At 42.8% G+C, this 17,535-nt stretch carries 16 protein-coding genes, 1 pseudogene and 2 riboswitches; of the genes and pseudogenes, 5 read left to right on the top strand and 12 right to left on the bottom strand.

The features are described from left to right. Positions 1 to 32: 32 nt before the first annotated feature. Positions 33 to 1,727 (bottom strand): M3 family oligoendopeptidase, encoded by a 1,695-nt coding sequence (locus AC3ISE_RS07720; RefSeq protein WP_489223740.1) that lies wholly within the window; start codon positions 1,725 to 1,727, stop codon positions 33 to 35. Between the two features lie 164 nt (positions 1,728 to 1,891). Here AC3ISE_RS07720 and motA point away from each other — a divergent pair, with 164 nt between their 5' ends. Both motA and motB read left to right on the top strand, forming a co-directional pair. Continuing rightward, entirely contained in the window at positions 1,892 to 2,683 is a 792-nt protein-coding gene (motA, locus tag AC3ISE_RS07715; RefSeq protein WP_489223739.1) for a flagellar motor stator protein MotA, read from the top strand. Further along, positions 2,676 to 3,431: a flagellar motor protein MotB gene (gene motB, locus AC3ISE_RS07710; RefSeq protein ID WP_489223738.1), complete on the top strand. Its 756-nt coding sequence runs from the start codon at positions 2,676 to 2,678 to the stop codon at positions 3,429 to 3,431. Before motA ends, motB begins: the two co-directional genes overlap by 8 nt. Before the next feature lie 782 nt (positions 3,432 to 4,213). Here motB and AC3ISE_RS07705 read toward each other — a convergent pair. Then, on the bottom strand, positions 4,214 to 4,663 hold the full coding sequence (locus AC3ISE_RS07705; RefSeq protein ID WP_489223737.1) for a MarR family winged helix-turn-helix transcriptional regulator: 450 nt from the start codon (positions 4,661 to 4,663) through the stop codon (positions 4,214 to 4,216). A 90-nt stretch (positions 4,664 to 4,753) separates the two neighbouring features. Then, a pseudogene (locus AC3ISE_RS07700) lies at positions 4,754 to 6,318 on the bottom strand (bifunctional metallophosphatase/5'-nucleotidase). A gap of 178 nt (positions 6,319 to 6,496) precedes the next feature. On the opposite strand from AC3ISE_RS07700, the gene AC3ISE_RS07695 reads away from it, so the two are divergent. Next, complete coding sequence (locus AC3ISE_RS07695) at positions 6,497 to 8,002, top strand: ATP-binding protein (protein ID WP_489223736.1); 1,506 nt, start codon at positions 6,497 to 6,499, stop codon at positions 8,000 to 8,002. A 41-nt stretch (positions 8,003 to 8,043) separates the two neighbouring features. Here the strand turns inward: AC3ISE_RS07695 and AC3ISE_RS07690 are convergent, their stop codons facing one another. Together AC3ISE_RS07690 and AC3ISE_RS07685 are read right to left on the bottom strand one after the other, a co-directional pair. Next, positions 8,044 to 8,991: an aldo/keto reductase family protein gene (locus tag AC3ISE_RS07690; RefSeq protein WP_489223735.1), complete on the bottom strand. Its 948-nt coding sequence runs from the start codon at positions 8,989 to 8,991 to the stop codon at positions 8,044 to 8,046. 2 nt (positions 8,992 to 8,993) lie between these two features. Continuing rightward, a complete protein-coding gene (locus AC3ISE_RS07685) occupies positions 8,994 to 9,188 on the bottom strand; it encodes a hypothetical protein (RefSeq protein ID WP_489223733.1) in 195 nt (64 codons plus the stop codon). Positions 9,189 to 9,271: 83 nt separating this feature from the next. Here AC3ISE_RS07685 and AC3ISE_RS07680 point away from each other — a divergent pair, with 83 nt between their 5' ends. Beyond that, entirely contained in the window at positions 9,272 to 10,003 is a 732-nt protein-coding gene (locus AC3ISE_RS07680; protein ID WP_489223731.1) for a ZIP family metal transporter, read from the top strand. A gap of 53 nt (positions 10,004 to 10,056) precedes the next feature. Here AC3ISE_RS07680 and AC3ISE_RS07675 read toward each other — a convergent pair whose 3' ends face one another. The 7 genes from AC3ISE_RS07675 to AC3ISE_RS07645 form a co-directional block, all read right to left on the bottom strand. Further along, on the bottom strand, positions 10,057 to 10,305 hold the full coding sequence (locus tag AC3ISE_RS07675; RefSeq protein WP_489223730.1) for a Spo0E family sporulation regulatory protein-aspartic acid phosphatase: 249 nt from the start codon (positions 10,303 to 10,305) through the stop codon (positions 10,057 to 10,059). Between the two features lie 491 nt (positions 10,306 to 10,796). Continuing rightward, positions 10,797 to 11,453, bottom strand: a complete 657-nt coding sequence (gene cbpA, locus AC3ISE_RS07670; RefSeq protein WP_489223729.1) for a cyclic di-AMP binding protein CbpA — start codon at positions 11,451 to 11,453, stop codon at positions 10,797 to 10,799. Between the two features lie 172 nt (positions 11,454 to 11,625). Further along, entirely contained in the window at positions 11,626 to 12,159 is a 534-nt protein-coding gene (locus AC3ISE_RS07665; protein WP_133311501.1) for a 1,2-dihydroxy-3-keto-5-methylthiopentene dioxygenase, read from the bottom strand. A gap of 25 nt (positions 12,160 to 12,184) precedes the next feature. Then, positions 12,185 to 12,817 carry a methylthioribulose 1-phosphate dehydratase gene (locus AC3ISE_RS07660; protein ID WP_489223728.1) on the bottom strand — a complete coding sequence of 211 codons (633 nt, stop codon included), beginning with the start codon at positions 12,815 to 12,817 and terminating at the stop codon, positions 12,185 to 12,187. Then, the gene (locus AC3ISE_RS07655) at positions 12,814 to 13,476 is read right to left on the bottom strand and encodes a 2-hydroxy-3-keto-5-methylthiopentenyl-1-phosphate phosphatase (protein ID WP_489223727.1); all 663 of its coding nucleotides are present in this window, start codon (positions 13,474 to 13,476) and stop codon (positions 12,814 to 12,816) included. The genes AC3ISE_RS07660 and AC3ISE_RS07655 overlap by 4 nt, the downstream gene beginning before the upstream one ends. Continuing rightward, positions 13,473 to 14,711 carry a 2,3-diketo-5-methylthiopentyl-1-phosphate enolase gene (mtnW, locus tag AC3ISE_RS07650; RefSeq protein ID WP_489223726.1) on the bottom strand — a complete coding sequence of 413 codons (1,239 nt, stop codon included), beginning with the start codon at positions 14,709 to 14,711 and terminating at the stop codon, positions 13,473 to 13,475. Before mtnW ends, AC3ISE_RS07655 begins: the two co-directional genes overlap by 4 nt. Before the next feature lie 235 nt (positions 14,712 to 14,946). Further along, positions 14,947 to 15,055, bottom strand: a riboswitch (SAM riboswitch). A 96-nt stretch (positions 15,056 to 15,151) separates the two neighbouring features. Beyond that, entirely contained in the window at positions 15,152 to 16,324 is a 1,173-nt protein-coding gene (locus AC3ISE_RS07645) for a pyridoxal phosphate-dependent aminotransferase (RefSeq protein WP_489223725.1), read from the bottom strand. A 101-nt stretch (positions 16,325 to 16,425) separates the two neighbouring features. Between AC3ISE_RS07645 and AC3ISE_RS07640 the strand changes: the two genes are divergently transcribed. After that, positions 16,426 to 17,214, top strand: a complete 789-nt coding sequence (locus AC3ISE_RS07640; RefSeq protein ID WP_489223724.1) for a carbon-nitrogen family hydrolase — start codon at positions 16,426 to 16,428, stop codon at positions 17,212 to 17,214. Between the two features lie 108 nt (positions 17,215 to 17,322). Continuing rightward, positions 17,323 to 17,483, top strand: a riboswitch (SAM riboswitch). Positions 17,484 to 17,535: the final 52 nt, after the last annotated feature.

Below are 17,535 nucleotides of genomic sequence, written 5' to 3'. Positions count from 1 at the left end.
AAACCGCCAGCATATGCTGACGGCATTTCCCATTATAGGTTTTTGTCATCCACGTTCTCAAGCCACTCTCGAATGTCGCCTGTGACCGATTGTACACATCCATCTTCGAAAGGTGAGATCAGGTTTGCAGTCTTTACTAATTCAAGGAAAGACTTGCTTCCCCCCTGTTTGCACAGGTGCAGATAATCTGCCCATGCCTGCTCTTTATTTTCATGCATCTTTTTCCAAAACTGCAGGGCACAAATTTGAGCAAGTGTGTAGTCAATATAATAGAATGGAGAATTAAAGATATGTCCCTGACGCTGCCAGAATCCGCCTTCTTCCAGGAAGTCGTTATCCTCGTAATTGCGGTGCGGCAAGTATTTCCGTTCAATCTCTCTCCATGCCTGTTTCCTTTCCTTCGGTGTGGCCTCAGGATTTTCATAGATGAAATGCTGGAACTCATCGACCGTTACGCCATACGGCAAGAATAAAAGCGCTCCACTTAAATGGCTGAATTTATATTTCTCTGCATCTTCCTTGAAGAAGGTTTCCATCCACGGCCATGTGAAAAACTCCATGCTCATCGAATGAATTTCGCATGCTTCATGTGTCGGGAAGTGGTATTCAGATAAATTAAAATGACGGCTCATATATACTTGGAATGCATGTCCTGCTTCATGCGTCAAAACATCAATATCCCCGCTTGTTCCGTTGAAATTTGCGAAGATATAAGGCGCTTTATAATCCTCAATATATGTGCAGTATCCTCCGCCTGCCTTTCCTTTTTGAGCAAGCAGATCCATAAGGTTCCGTTCAATCAGGAAATCAAAGAACTCATTTGTTTCAGGAGACAGATCTTCGTACATCTTTTTCCCGTTAGCGATTATCCACTCTGCATCTCCTTTAGGAGTGGCATTTCCAGTTGTAAATTGAAGCTTCTCATCTGGGAAAGCAAGAGTATCAAGCCCTAAGCGTTCCTGCTGGCGCTCTCTTAATCTAGTTGCCATCGGAACGATGTATTCCTTAATCTGATCACGGAATTTCTTCGCCATGGCTGCATCAAAATCAATGCGCTGCATTCTTTCATAGCCAAGCTCTACAAAATTCGCAAAGCCTAATTTCTTTGCAATGAGTGTCCGGACTTTTACGAGCTTGTCAAAAATCTCATCCAGCTTTTCTCCATTTTCAGCGTAAAAGCCGAAGTATGCGTCAGATGCACGTTTTCTTGTGTCGCGCTCTTTAGATTCCATCAGAGGTTCAAGCTGGGCAAGTGTGTACTCTTTTCCGTCAAACTCAATTTTTGCGGAGGCAATAAGCTTTGTATATTCTGACACGAGCTTATTTTCTTTTTGCAAATCTTCAAGCACTTCAGGAGAAAATGTTTTCAGCTGTGCGTCAGCAAGTGCAAAAAGCTGTTTTCCGTACTTCTCTTCCAATTCATTGCGGAAGTTTGAGCTGACAAGCGCTTTGTAAAACTCGGTATCCATTGCTTTAATATGCGGTTCAAACTCGTCAAGATAGTCCTGTTCTTCCTTGTAAAACTCATCATTCGTATCAATTGTATGGCGGATGTAGCAGAGATTGAAGGCTGTTGAAACATTGCCGCGGATGACATTCAGCTGATCAAGCGCCTTTTCCTGCTTTTCTAAGCTTTCTGCCTGCTTAAATAATTCAAGAGCCTCATGAAATGCTGCTTCAACCTCTTCTTTAACCGGTCTTTTGTATTCGTATTCCTGAAATTTCATATGTATTTCCCCACTCTCTTTAAAAAAATGATTTGCCCCTCCTCTTTATTCGAGAAAAAAGTCCTGATTCCTTTCTTTCTCTTTTCATTCTCCTCTTAAAGTTCATAAAAAGATGACGATATAAACAGTAACAAAACGTAACGAAAGAAAGATTTGGTGAGAGTATGGATAAAACGTCGCTTATTGGATTAATTTTAGGCCTTGTTGCCGTTGGTGTCGGCATGTTTATGAAGGGTGTGAGCCCTGCTGTTTTATTAAATCCGGCTGCTTTGCTGATTATTATTGCGGGTACCATTGCAACAGTAGTTACCGCATTTCCCACAAGCGAGATCAAAAGAGTGCCAAAGCTGTTCGGCGTCATTTTTAAAGAACAGCAATCACACAGCATACAGGAACTGATTCCGATGTTTTCCGAATGGGCTCAGGTTGCTAGAAAAGAAGGACTGCTTGCTCTTGAAGCGAAGATTTCAGATGTTGAAAATCCTTTTTTAAAGAATGGGCTGAGCATGGCTGTCGACGGTCAAAACGCTGAATTTATCCGCGATGTCATGACGGAAGAAATAGATGCCATGGAAGAACGCCATTTAGCCGGCGCCTCTATCTTTTCACAGGCGGGCACGTACGCTCCTACTCTTGGAGTACTTGGAGCAGTAGTCGGATTAATTGCCGCTCTTTCCCATATGGATAATACGGATGAGCTGGGAAAAGCAATTGGAGCTGCCTTTGTGGCAACGCTTATGGGGATTTTTACCGGTTATGTACTTTGGCACCCTTTTGCAAATAAGCTCAAAAGAAAATCGAAGCAGGAAGCAAAAGTAAAATACGTCATGATCGAAGGAGTGTTATCCGTACTAGAAGGGCAGGCTCCAAAAGCGATTGAACAAAAGCTTGCCACCTATCTTCCGGCACACGAAAGAAAACAGCTTTTCGCGGAAGGAGAGAGTCTGGATGGCTAGAAAGAAAAAAAAGAAACATGAGGAAGAGCATGTTGATGAATCCTGGCTTTTGCCCTACGCCGATTTATTGACGCTATTGCTCGCCCTCTTCATCGTCCTCTTTGCCATGAGCTCAGTGGACGCCCAGAAATTCCAAATGCTTGCCCGGGCTTTTAACAGCACATTTACAGGCGGAACTGGCGTCCTTGAATACCCAAGTCCGATCCCCGACGGCGAAATGGAGAAGCTTGATCAGGAAAAAGAAAAGAACCCGGACAAAGAAAAACAGGAAACTCTTGAGCAGGAGAAATTAAAAGAAATTCAACAAAAAGTGAATGCCTACATTGCGGGAAACAGTCTTGAGACAAAATTAAAGACCACGCTGACAGATGAAGGCCTTCTGATCACCATTTTAAATGATATCTTTTTTGACTCAGGCAATTCTGACATCCGCAAAAAAGATGAACAGCTGGCGAAGGAAATTTCAAAACTTCTGGTCATGAATCCCCCGCGGAATATCATCGTCAGCGGCCATACAGACAACGTGCCGATCCAAAACGCGGAATATGAATCAAACTGGCACTTAAGTGTGATGCGCGCTGTCAACTTCATGAAGCTTTTGCTTGAAAATGAAAAGCTTGATCCAAGAGCATTCTCTGCAAAAGGATTTGGAGAGTACAATCCAGTTGCAGACAACAAGACGAAAGAAGGCCAGCAGAAAAACCGCCGCGTTGAGATTTTGATTCTTCCGATTGAACAGAACCAGTGAAAAGTGTCCGTTTGAGGACGCTTTTTTTGTTTGCTCTATTAGGTGCGGGGGCTTTAGTTCATCTTTTTCCGGATTTTATCAGCACTCGGGAATCATACTGGGACTTTGTTTCCTCTTTTTCTAGAATTGAACCAATTTTTGGAATCATACAGGGGCTCTGATTCCCCTTCTTCCAGAATTGATCCGATTTGTGGAATCATACAGGGGCTATGTTTCCTCTTTATCCGGAACTAAGCCGAATTGTGGAATCAAACAGGGACTCTGATTCCTCTTTTTCCGGATTTGATTAGCACTCGGGAATTATACAGGCGCTTTGTTTCCTCTTCTTCCAGAATTGAACCGATTTGTGGAATCAAACAGGGGCTATGTTTCCTCTTTTTCCAGATTTGATCAGCACTCACCGATTTGTGGAATCATACGGGGGCTATGTTTCCTCTTTTTCCAGATTTGATCAGCACTCACCGATTTGTGGAATCATACAGGGGCCTTGATTCCTCTTTTTCCAGAATTGAACCGATTTGTGGAATCATACAGGGACTCTGATTCCTCTTTTTCCGGATTTGATTAGCACTCGGGAATCATACAGGGGCTATGTTTCCTCTTCTTCCAGGATTGAACCGATTTGTGGAATCATACAGGAGCTTTGTTTCCCCTTCTTCCATAATTGAACCGATTTGTGGAATCATACGGGGGCTTTGGTTCCTCTATTTCCGAATCAAAAAGAGCAGAAAAAAGCAGCACGGAAAACTGGCCGTTTTCCGTGCTGCTTTTATTTCAGTCTCTCAATCCTGAAGATCCCGAGCATGATAGCCAACCTTTTTGATTAAATCAATGACGGTCTGCTTTTCTTCTGATGTGAGCGTGCCGACAATTTCATCTAAGCGCTCTTGATGAGATGGGAAAATACTCTCGATCAGCTGCTTTCCTTTATCCGTTATCTGGGCAAAGGTAACGCGGCGGTCTTTTTCGCATGCTTTTCGGACCAAGAGTCCTTTTTGTTCAAGCTTGTCTACCACATATGTGATGCTCCCGCTTGCTAAAAGAATCTTCCCGCCGATTTGCTGCAGGGGCTGTTCTCCCTTATGATAAAGAAGCTCAAGAACGGCAAATTCAGTCGGATTGAGCCCGAAGCTTGAGATGTGCTTGTTTACTTGATCATTAATCGCGCGGTGCGCACGGGATAAAACAATAAATAATTTTAACGATTGTTCAATTTGCTGTTGATCTTTCATTTTCATCAATCCTTCGATAACTAAATATCTTGAATTCTAAATAATAATGATACAAAATGGATGCTGAATTGTCAATATGGCCAATGAATCTTATGAGCAAATGACCTTCCAATTCGGATTTAGAGATGCATGTACTTCTTTTTTCTCCAGTAAATAGTTCGCGATCAGCTCAGACATATCAACAGGAACTTCTTTGATGACTTCTTTTCTTTTAAACATGGTGTATTCTCCTCCGCCTGAGGCCCGGTAGTTATTCATCACTACGTCATAGTCGCCCCCAAGATCAAGCGGTTTCCCATTTTTCTCTAAAAGCACGGTCCGCTCGCCGATTGGTTTTGAGACATCAAGTATGTACTCAATTCCGTCCCACATGTCATAGTTATAATGCTGGGGCTTCGGGTCCTGAAACTTCGGATTCACAATGACTGCGCCGTCCTCTCCGCACATAAAGTATGAAGCTGAACGTTCAAGAGCCGCTTTAATGTCGCTTCCTTTTAAGCGAAGAACCTTTAAGGTGTTTGGATAGATATAGTTTGATACAATATCCCGCATGGTGGGGTTTTCAGGAAAGCCTCTTGATGCATTATCAAAAAGAGCCGTGTTAGAAATATCCGTTCCTGCTGCATCCATTTGTACCTTATTAATAAATTCAATAAAAGCTGTTTTCTCCATCCGGGCAGCGAAAGGGTCTTTAATCTCCATATTCCCGGTAATTTTTCCAATTGGCTGATCCAGCCATTTTTGTGTTTCTATTTCGAAGGGCTGCATCAACTCCAGGATCCTCTGATCTGTTTCAATTAAGCTCAGGTCTACAAGCTCTGGTTTTTTCTCTTTAAGATAAACTCCGTTGTCATCAACTTCGAAGGTTACGTCAATCTTTCCGGCAAATCGCCCATTAAACCCAGGCTGAATAACAGTTACTCCATTTAATTCGCCTGAAATGGACCGGTGCTGATGTCCGGTGAGCAGCACATCTATTCCATCAATCTCATGGCAAAATTGATAGGCCTGATTTTCGCCGGTCAGTGCTTCAGTCGGCTCTCCAGTTTCAAGATTGCGTTCAAAACCGCCGTGGTATGAGACAATCAGCAGGTCAGGCGACTCATTCTTTCTTATGTATTCGGTCCAATACATAGCTGATTCAAAGGCATCGTGAAAGGAGAGCTTTTCAATATGCTTCGGGTCCTCCCAATTCGGGATATAATGGGTTGTTACCCCAAGCACCGCAACCTTTACACCGCTGTATCTTTTCATTATATAGGGTTTGCCGAATAGAGGCTCGCCGTTTTCTATGATATTAGCTGACAGCCATGGGAATTCCGATTGCCCGGCAGCTTTTTCAAAAAATCACTGCTGTAATTGAACTCATGATTGCCGATTACTGCCGCATCATATCCGGTCGCATTCATTGCTGCAATGACAGGGTTCTGCTGATCTGGAGCTTTTTTTGCATAATAATACGTAAGCGGGGTTCCCTGGATGCAATCTCCATTATCAATGAGAAGGACGTTTTCACATTCAGTTCTCTCTTTGTTAATGATGGTTGAAATTTTTGCAAGACCGAGGCAATCTTCCTCGTTTGTACTGTAAACAAGCGGAAGAATATGACCATGTAAATCACTTGTCTGCAAGATCGTCAATCTCACTGTTTCTATGAGAAACCCCTCCCTTTTCTTTCCATCATACCTAACTTTCAAGTTCTCTACAATAGAAGAAAATAGGTTTTATGGCAAAGCGTTTTCTCTCCTTCTTTCCTAGTACATTCCAATTAAATGGTTTATAATTCGTATAGTATGCTCATAACCGGGCAATCTCTTATTTGGGGCGATAACTTTGCTGAAAGATCCTAATAGATTTAAAAAAGCATCGATCTATCTTATGATCGTGCTGATTCCATCCCTATTTATCAATACGGGCATTTATTATTACCAAAAAGATAAAATCATGGATTCATATCGCTCTGAAGCAGCTTTTATGATCAACGTTCATAAAAATCAGATTGATAGTTTGATTCAGGATACAAAAGCAAGACTGGAATCAATGGCGCTTGTTCTTGAAGAAGAAACGGACAGGGATAAAATTCAGCGTGTGCTGACACAGGCGCATGATCAGGAGCCCCGTTTTTCAGGTCTTTATTTTGTAAAAAAAAATGGCGACATTTCAGCAGGTTCAACGCAACTGATGAAAACCGTCAACCTTCAGCACCGCGCTTTTTTTAAGAGTGCTCTGGCAACAAAACAATCGACAGTATCAGATGCCTACTTCGGAAATATTACAGGTGATTATATCGTTTCGATTTGCACACCGATTTTTGATGAGAATGGCGAAGTGGCGAACTTATTAGTCGCAGCGCTAAAAGTAGATTATCTGCAGAATATCATCAACGTCATCAGTCCGAGATTGAATATTAAAGTAGTTGATGACAGCAATCATGTTCTGTTTGCCTCCAGTAACGAGAATGAAGCATCCAAAGTTGAGCCGGTGCGGGTTTACCTTGATCAGATCTCTTGGCGGCTTGAGGGAACGCCAGATTCAAAGATAAGCCTCGATCATGTAAAAGACATCATGATTTACATGCTGATCACGTTCGGAATTTTAAACATCATTTTTATTCTCATTCAAAATTTCCTTTTAAAAAGAAAAGCTCAGATTGAACAAAGTCAAATGGATGCTCAAAAAGTGGAACTTGTCGGAATGCTTGCAGCAAGCACTGCCCACGAAATAAGAAATCCGCTGACAGGTGTAAAAGGGTTTATTCAGCTTTTGCAGGAAAAATATCAGGACTCTGAAGATCAATTTTATTTCTCTGTCATCGATAAAGAGATTCAGCGCATCAATGAAATTGTCAGCGAGTTTTTAGTGCTTGGGAAACCGACTGCGCATCACCACGCCGACCATGATATAAATGCGATTGTGCTTGAACTATCCCCTCTTCTCGGGTCAGAAGCCAACCTTTATAATGCAGAAATGGATATCCGGTTATATAAAGAACCCCTTCTCATCAATTGCACCAAGGATCATATTAAACAGGTGCTGCTGAATTTAGCGAAAAATTCATTAGAAGCAATCGAAAAAAATGAGGGTAAATTAACCATTGAAGTGCAAAAACAGGGAGATTTCGCGGTGATTAAAGTAACCGACACCGGAAAAGGCATACCAGAGGATATCATTTCTCAAATCTTTCACCCCTTCTTTACTATGAAAGATACCGGCACTGGCCTTGGACTAGTTGTGTGCAAGCGCATCATCTCCATGTACAAAGGGACAATTGCCATTGACAGTGAATTAAATAAAGGGACAGAAGTGACCATTGCACTTCCCTTATCCGAAAAAGAGTGAAAAGCATCTGCTTTTCACTCTTTTTTTCCATATGTAAAACCTCAGCTTGTGATGATCTCTTCAATACGCTGCAGTGCACTATACCCTAATGCAACGTCCGATGCCTTCGCATTTTCGATGATCTGCTCAGGGTGAGAAGCACCGACAAGCGTGCTTGCCACGTTATGCTGCCTAAGCGTCCACGCAAGGGCAAGCTGTGCAAGTGTGATGTCATGTTCCTTTGCAAGCTGATCGAGAAGCTCCACTTTTCGGTTCACCATATCATTCAGGATTTTTTTCATCCATGAATTTACGTTTTCACCGGATGCACGGCTTCCTTTAGGGATTAAACCTTCTTTATACTTACCAGTTAAAATCCCTTGGGCAAGCGGTGACCACACGACTTGTGAAACTCCTGCGTTTTCGCACATTGGAATGATTTCTTCCTCAATATCCCGGTGAAACATATTGTACTGCGGCTGATTGACGACAATCCGGTCAAGCAGATAGCGGTCAGACACACTCATAGCTTCCTGTATTTGCGCAGCTGTCCATTCGCTAACTCCTGCATACAGAATCTTTCCCTGGCGGATAAGGTCGTCAATGGCCCTCAATGTTTCATCAAGCGGTGTTTCCTGATCATATCTGTGACAGTAAAAAATATCGACATATTCGAGGTCCATCCGCTTTAAGCTTGCATGAACCTGTTCCATAATATGCTTTCTTGATAACCCCTTATCGTTCGGACCGTCACCCATTGGCCAGAATGCCTTTGTCGTCAGAACATATGAATCCCTCGGAAACGATTTAAGTGCCCGCGACATAACAACCTCTGCTTTTCCGCGCTCATACACATTGGCGCTGTCGAAAAAATTAATTCCTGCTTCATATGCCTTATGAATAATTTCTGCCGCTGACTTCTCATCAACTGTTTTTCCGAATGTCAGCCAGCTTCCAAGACTGATTTCACTTACCTTTAACCCCGACCTGCCTAGCCTTCGATAGTGCATCCCTATTCCCCCTGCTGTACGTGATGAATTTCCTTTGTCTTAAACTTATCAGAAATTTCAAAAATCGTAAAGGATGAGAAGTGTTCACCTTTCGACATCAACCGACAAGCCGCAGCATTTCCTTCTAAATCTTTTTCATTTTTAACAGGAATCCATCTTTTTGCTAAAAATAATGGCCTCATATGGCGAAAAAACAAGAATGAATCCTTTTGCTATCTTTTTTTGTTTTTTTTCGGCTATAATATGGCTAATACATACATGCAGGAAAAGGAGTTCAACCATGACTGAGGTTTTAATCGGAAGTACGTTGTCAGCTCTGGCAACAGGATTTGGCGCCATCCCCATTCTGTTTCTTCAAAAAACCATTACGCACAGATGGAGAGATATCCTGCTCGCTTTTACAGCCGGGATCATGATGGCTGCATCTATGATGAGCCTGCTTCCTGAAGCACTGAACCAGGGAGGCGTTTTTCAGGTTTGTGCGGGTCTTTTTCTGGGCGTGCTTGTCCTGACAACACTTGAAAAGAAAATCCCCCACATCGACCTTGAACATTCAAAATACGGGATTGAATTTGACCAGAAAGCCCTGCTTATCATCGCTGCCATCACCTTGCATAATCTGCCTGAAGGGTTATCAGTCGGGGTAAGCTACGCATCTGATCAAAGCGAAACCGGAAATTTAATAGCTTTCGCCATCGGGCTTCAAAATGCTCCAGAAGGGTTTTTGGTTGCTCTGTTTCTAATAAACCAGAATATCGGCAAATTCAAAGCCCTGCTCATAGCGACAATGACAGGGGCTGTCGAAATTGTCACTTCCCTGCTTGGTTACTATTTGACTTCATTTGTAGAAAACCTCGTGCCTTATGGTCTGTCTTTTGCAGCGGGAGCCATGCTGTTCATCATATATAAAGAGCTCATTCCTGAAAGCCACGGAGACGGCAACGAGAGGAATGCGACCTATTCATTTATTTTGGGTATTCTCTTTATGATTGTGATGATTGAGACTTTATAAATAAATGTCTAAAGGCAAAAAAAAACCTAATACTCCTCATGAGTATTAGGTTTTTATATCGTTAAGCCGTCCCTTGCTGTCCATTTCTTCATAGACTCAATAAATTGAAGGAAAGATGGATTTGTTCTGTTTTCTTCTTCAAAAAGAATTTGCTGATATTTATTTAGGAGCATGTCCAATTCCTGACTGCACTGAACGGCGCTTTCACACGTGTACCCGCCTGTTCTTGCTGTATCGATCATTTCCTTGCGTTTAGAGTCAATACTCGCCAATAATTGAGACTTGCTCATTTCAATTGTCATTTTCTTCCCTCCGCCTCATCTCTTAAGTATCTATATTGGGAATAAATATATTTATAAAGTATTACAGATACTTCTAAACTTGTAAATAGATTAGCAATAATCGACAATATTCACGCCTAACATTATGACAATTTTGTTAAAAATAGATAAGATACTCCGTTTTACCCGATTTAAAAAGATATAAAACCACGAAAAACATACTTTTTCTTGTTTTTATAAAAATATAAGGCTGTTTTCGCATAGATTGTTTTTTTCATGATAAATGTTGTTCGTTTCTTTCCGCGGGGAGCATGGGAGCCTCCTAGGCGTTGCCTGTGGGGTCTTCCATTATGCTCTTTTTCCTAAGGAGTCAAAATTATCCGCCACAATCCACTTACGGTTTTTAACCTTTAGTTTAGTCTAATAACAACAATATTTATGAAATGAGCCAAAAATAAAAACAGACCAATATTTTCGGTCTGCTTTTCACAATTTATTATTTAAAAATAATCTTACTGCTTCGTCAGCACTTTTTCACCTAAATTCACATCATCTACAGAAGTTACCCGGAAATCTTTATCTTCCAGCTTCTTGATGATTTTGTTCAGCTTTTTTTCTGAAACGTCATGAGAAAGATTGATGATGATTCTTCTTAAATATGTATCCCCGTTGTCGAGCGTAAGCAAGCCTTCTATGTTTACATCTTTAATGGTTGAAACTAGCTCCTTGATGGCTCCTTTATGCTCTTTCGTGCCGACTGTCAGAATATATCCGCCTGTCTTCATGCCAAATGAATCCTCGAGAACATCCATGACGTTGCCATGCGTAATAATGCCAGAAAATTCTTCTTTCTCATTCAGCACCGCTAAAAATGGAAGGCGTCTGATTGAAAGGAATGTCTTAAAGAAAGAATCCTCTTCATAAATAAACGCATCATGATCCTGAATCAGAGACTCGATCGAATCCTCGTCCTTGCCCTGCTTTTCTACATAATGATCAAGAAGATCCACCTTATAGATTAATCCGGCAAAAGCTGTGCCATTCTCTTTAAGCACCGGTATGCTGCGATACCCTGACTCCTTCAGCAATTCATAAGCTTCCTTTACAGTGCTTTCTGCCTTACAGTACCTGACATCCTCTTTTTTCACGAAATTGTAGCGAATCTTCATCTTTGCAATCCTCCCTTTAAGGCATATTTATTGTTGAAAATTTACCATATAATCATCAGAGAGTAAAGAAAATTAAAATTATTTCGGTATTTTAACGTTCTTGCTGATTTTTCAGTCATGCAGCAGCTGAATAAAAAAACCCCCTCCACCATCCGGTGAAGAGGATTTCAACTTAAGCCTGCTGTTCTTCTTTTTCGTAAATCGGCACCCAGCCTTCAGATGTAACAAAGATGCGCACGGCGACAACTTTACGGTCCTCCTGAAGAGTGAAATAATGACGGATGTTCGGCGGTACGGAGATCAGGTCGCCCGGGTTCAATTCTACATCGAAGAACGAGCCGTCTTTGCCCTGAATGATGAAAATGCCGTGGCCGCTGACGATGAAGCGCACTTCGTCATCAGTGTGATGATGCTCCTGCTGAAAGTTTTGCAAAAGCTGATCAAGGTTTGGGGTGCTGTCAGACAGAGAGATGACATCCTGAGCCTTGTAGCCGCGGCGCTCTGAAATATCCGCAATTTCATCCTTGAATACTTGCAGAATTTCCTCTTTTTGCTCATCTGACAAACTGTAATTTTCTCTTAAAGCTTCTGGAAGCTTCTCGATATCCCAGTGCTCATAAATAACTTCCTGAGACACAAGAAAGGCTGCTACTTCCTTTTGATCAGAGATTCTTTCATTTGTTTCCTGTAATCGTATCGTTGCCATTCTGATTCCTCCTATTGTTAAGCTCTTAATGAGAGAGCGATTTAGCTTGTTTTAAAGAGAGTACTTTTAAATGATAGGAAAATAAAAATTCGCATGCTTCCAGGATTTTCTTCGCTTCGAAAGCATCTTTGCCCCACACCGTGATGCCATGATTGCGGATCAATACAGCACCAGAATCTCCCTTAACATACTGGCCAAAGTCAGCAGCGAGCGCCGGAATATGAGCCGCGTTTTCAATAATGGGAATAAGCCACTCTGCATCTTCTTCCCAAAGTCCAAAGGCTTTGATGATTTCCTGCCCTTTAAACGCAACACCGCCCTCATCGCCGTAGAGCTCTGAGATGACATTGTTGTCAACCGTATGGACGTGGAGGCTGCAGCCTGCGTTTGTACGAGTATAAATTTCCACATGAAGAAGGGTTTCTGCAGAGGGCCTAAGCTTTGTTTCTTCAAGAGCTGCCCCGTCTCCATCGACCAGCAGGAAATCCTCGTCTGTCTCGATTCGCTTATCCTTGCCGCTTGAAGTAACTAAAAACGAGAGAGGCTCTGTGTTCACTTTAATCGCCAGGTTGCCGCTTGTTCCGGGAAACCAGTCCCGCTCTGCAAGCTCGCGTTTTACAGCAGCCAGCTCGCTCCATCGCTGATTTAATATACTCATGATACCGCCTCCTGCTTTTCCTTAAGTCCATCTATGACATCAAAAAACGTAGCGAATTCCTGATGCGGAAGGTCCAGGGACTTGCATTTTTCAAGAAGAAAATCTCTTGCAAAAACAAAGTCTGCAAGCTTTGAAGCCTCTAAGTCTGTAACAGAATCACCGATGACAATGACTTCCTGACCTGGATCTGCAAGCTTCCTGATCAGACTCGGCTTGCAGCAGCCGCAGTCATTGCTGCACTGCGCGTCGCATGTGTTTGGCCATAAGATTTCAATTGTCTCACCGCTGAAATCACCTTCATTGCAGTAAACACGGCTGCGGTCTACAAGGCCATTTAACAAGGGATGGACAAAGAAATCAATGCCTCCGCTTACAATATAGAGAGGAATTTCTTCCTCCTCCGTAAATTGAACAAATGCACGGAAACCATCCCGAAGCTGCGCGGTAAACAGCAAGTATTGAATCATATCGTATTTCAGCTCGGATGGAATCAGCTGAAACATCTTACCCACTCCTTCGCGGACAGAAATCCGCTGACTCAGCACATCATCCTTCAAACCGTCCCACTCAGGCGGAGCAAACTTTTTCATGATGGCAATAATGTTGTCATTATTTGTGATGGTTCCGTCAAAATCACAGATGATGATCGGCTTGCTCATTTGCTCACCTCCACCTGCCCCCAAAGATCGAGTGCGATTCTCAAATCGGCATTTTCCTGTGCTTTTTCAGTCAGGGAGATGCCTTGTAAAGAAGCATCGATTGCTGCACGGAAAGCTTTTCCTCCTGCAGCAGCGCCATTTGGATGGCCATGAACGCCTCCGCCGGCATTGATGACACTGTCTAACCCGAAGTCCTGGATCAAAACAGGGACGAGTCCCGGATGAATGCCAGCTGATGGGACAGGGAATGTTTCCTTCAGACGCACATTTTCCTTACAGGCTGCCCCGATAGAGAGGGCTGCTTCCCGTTCAAGCGCAACACTGCCGTACGGTGAAGGGAACAAAGAAAAATCTGCCCCGCTGTATCTCAGCAATTTTCCAAGTAAAAGAGAATGCGAGATTCCATATAGGGATGATGATGCCAATGCACCGCTGACAGCTGGATGAGCCATCAATGGAATGCCGATGTCTTTGTCCTCAGCCAGGCTTTGCAGCACATCAAGACCGTAAGCAAACACATTAAACAGCAGCGCATCTGCTCCAAGCTCTGCCGCACGCTTGGCTTTTTCTTTCAAATCATAAGTTTTGCCTGATAAATGAACCGCGTACATCGCCTTATGACCTGTCTGCTCATAAACCTCGTTCAGCACTTCTTTTCCGGCAGAGATGCGCTGTTCAAATGGTGTCAGCGGATTTTCAAACAGAATCTCATCATCTTTTACCATATCGACCCCGCCAAGCACCTGATCTTTAAGCTGATTCTTTAAAAATGAGAGATCCCTTCCGATGACGCCTTTAAAGATACTCATTAATAAAGGTCTGTCATACACGCCCAGTTTTTCACGGATGCCGCTGATTCCGAATTTAGGACCTTGAAACTCCGCAAGAAGATCATCTGAAAAATCCAGATCCAGCAGCTTCACTTCGCCGTCCAGGGAAAGCTTTCCGAACACGGTCGCAAGAATCGCCGGCAAATCATGGCTGAAATTCACCCCTGGATAAAAAATGTTGACGATGCCTTTTTTAACGCGTTTGTCTAAAAAAGCGGAGACCTTATCATCTGCGTCAAACTCTTCAATGGATACTACCTTCCCTTTGTGCTGCTGCAATTGTTTCTGCGTCAGTTTCGGAAGATCCGTCCATGAACCAATGGTTAAGCCAAGGGCAATCCCCTCTGCTTTTTTTTCTAAATTTTTCTCATCATGGATAAGATAGGTTGCTGTAATACCGCTCATGTTTGTACCGCCTTCCATAACAATATTAGAAAAGCGCAAGTGCCCGTTTAGCTCAGGCATGGCAGATAAGGATCCGTCTGTAAAGGCGCTTTTTGCCTTTACAGACGGATCCGTTCTGGCCGAGGAGCTGGGCGACTCCGCTTGTCATCTATGCGCAAATCTTATAATTCCTTAAACATATAAAAAAGGCCTCTTTCCGCTAATCGAAAAGAGACCTTATCTGACATGGCTAAGATCCTTATCTATCAGCGAATGCTGCAAGATTTAGCACCGTGCTTAAACCTTGGTTTAAGTCGGTTGCCGGGCTTCATCGGGCTAGTCCCTCCACCTGCTCTTGATAAGAATGGCTTATTTATTTTATCTTCTGAATATCTGAATAATTGAATAACCTGAATTTAATTTGGATTATGACAGTTTTTCAAAAGACTGTCAACATCATTTCAAAATAAATTCAGAGATTTTATCCGCTGGGCGGCTTCTCTCAGTCTTTCTTCTGAGGTCAAAAGCCCTGCCCTTACATAGCCTTCTCCGAATTTCCCGAAACCGACACCAGGTGCAACGCAGACATGGGCGTGCTCGAGAAGATATTCGGCAAAGGATTCTGAAGTAAAGCCTTCCGGGACAGGAAGCCAGGCAAAAAACGACCCAGGAGGCGCTTCAACCTTCCAGCCGATTTCGTTCAGAGCAGTGATGAATGCATGGCGTCTGCTCTCGTACCGCTCCACCAGTTCATCCACACAGGCCTGCGACTCAAGCAGGGCAACTGCTGCCGCCTCTTGAACAGCACTGAAAACACTGACAAACATGTGATCCTGCAAGAGGTTAATCGCCTCAATCACACTTTCATTTCCAATCGCAAAGCCAATCCGCCAGCCTGCCATATTATAAGTCTTTGAGAGAGTATAGATTTCAATCCCAGTCTCTTTTGCCTCTTCTATTTCCAAAAAGCTGACTGGTTTTTTTCCGTCAAATCCTATGGCGCCATAAGCAAAATCATGGACAACGCAAATTTCATTTTCTTTTGCAAACGCAACGGTTTCTTCAAAGAATTCTTTTGTGGCAACTGCACCTGTAGGATTGTTGGGGTAATTCAAAAACATAAGCTTTGCTTCTTTCTTCGCTTCTTCAGTAATCTCACCGTAATCCGGCAAAAACTGATTTTCTTTTACAAGCGGCATAAATTCCATCCTCGCGCGGGCAAGCTCTACCCCGGACCAATAGTCAGGATAGCCTGGATCCGGTACGAGAACTAAATCATCAGGATTGAGTAAACATTGCGGAATTTCAACAAGTCCTGCTTTCCCGCCGAACAAAATCGCGACTTCTTTTTCAGCATTCAGTGTCACACCGTATTCCCGCTTGTAAAATTCCGCAATTGCCTCTTTAAGAAATTTCTGTCCGCGGAACGGGGAATATTTGTGGTAGTCCGGATTTTCTGCCGCCTCTTGAAGTGCCTTTACAATATGGGGCGGTGTCGGCTGATCAGGATTCCCCTGTCCAAGATTAATCACGTCATGCCCCGCTTCGATACTTGCATTCACTCTTGCTACGAGACTTGCAAAAAACTGCTTTGGAAGCTTATTTAATAACTGTGATTGATTGAAGTTTTTCATGTTTTACACCTTCTCAAAAAATTCTTGAAATTCTAGTGAAAAATCATATATTGTTAAAGTCAGCTTGTAAAGAAAAATTTTTAAGGCGGAGATGACGACTGATGAATCCAAAAGTGGCTTGCCTGCAAATAGACCTTGTATTCGGTAACCCAAAAGCAAATATTGAAACGGTAAAAAAAGAAATAGAAAAAATTGCAGCAGCTGAAAAACCGGACGTGATCGTTCTCCCTGAACTGTGGACGACCGGCTATGATCTTACCCGGCTTGAAGAGATTGCAGATCCAGACGGAACTAACACAATCGCTTTTGTAAGCAGTCTGGCTAAAACATATGAAGTCCATATTGTGGCTGGTTCTGTTGCGAAAAAAACGGAATCAGGCGTGACCAACACGATGTACATTTTTAATAGACATGGTGAGCTTATCCATGAATACAGCAAGCTTCATCTTTTTAAACTGATGGATGAGCACCTGTATTTAAACGGCGGAACTGAAAAAGGCCTGTTTCAACTTGACGGTTTGCAGAGTGCGGGCGTCATTTGCTATGACATCCGGTTCCCTGAATGGATCCGTGTTCACACAACACAAGGAGCGGAAATTCTTTATGTAGTGGCGGAATGGCCGCTCCAAAGACTTCATCACTGGAAATCAATGCTGATCAGCCGTGCGATTGAAAATCAGTGTTTTGTTGTAGCCTGCAACCGCTCAGGCAGTGATCCGAAAAATGAGTTCGCCGGCCATTCGATGATCATTGATCCGTGGGGAGAAATTTTAGCTGAGGCCGGGACAGAGCAAACCTCCATTACAGCAGTGCTCCAGATGGAGAAAGTAAAAGAAATCAGGAAACAAATTCCTATTTTCAAAGACAGACTTCCTCATTTTTACTCTTAAAAAAAGTATTGACAGTTTTTCATTTTACCTGTTAACATTCAGAGCAAGTGATAAATTCCAAATTATGCGAATACATTTTCATATCACGAAACGTTAATTTCATACTATCTCTTATCAAGAGTAGGCTGAGGGATTTGGCCCGATGACGCCCAGCAACCGACCGTAAAACCATTGTAAAATGGGGCGCAGTTTTTTATGCGCGGGGAGATTTCTCCCACAAGGCACGGTGCTAATTCCAACAGAAAGAATTTCTTTCTGGCAGATAAGAGGTGCGAAGCCTATGACTTCAAGCCTCTTTCACTGTGGAAGAGGCTTTTCTTA

The sequence above is a fragment of the Metabacillus sp. KH_069 genome (genome assembly GCF_057838075.1).
This window is presented reverse-complemented; position numbering and strand designations above follow the sequence as displayed.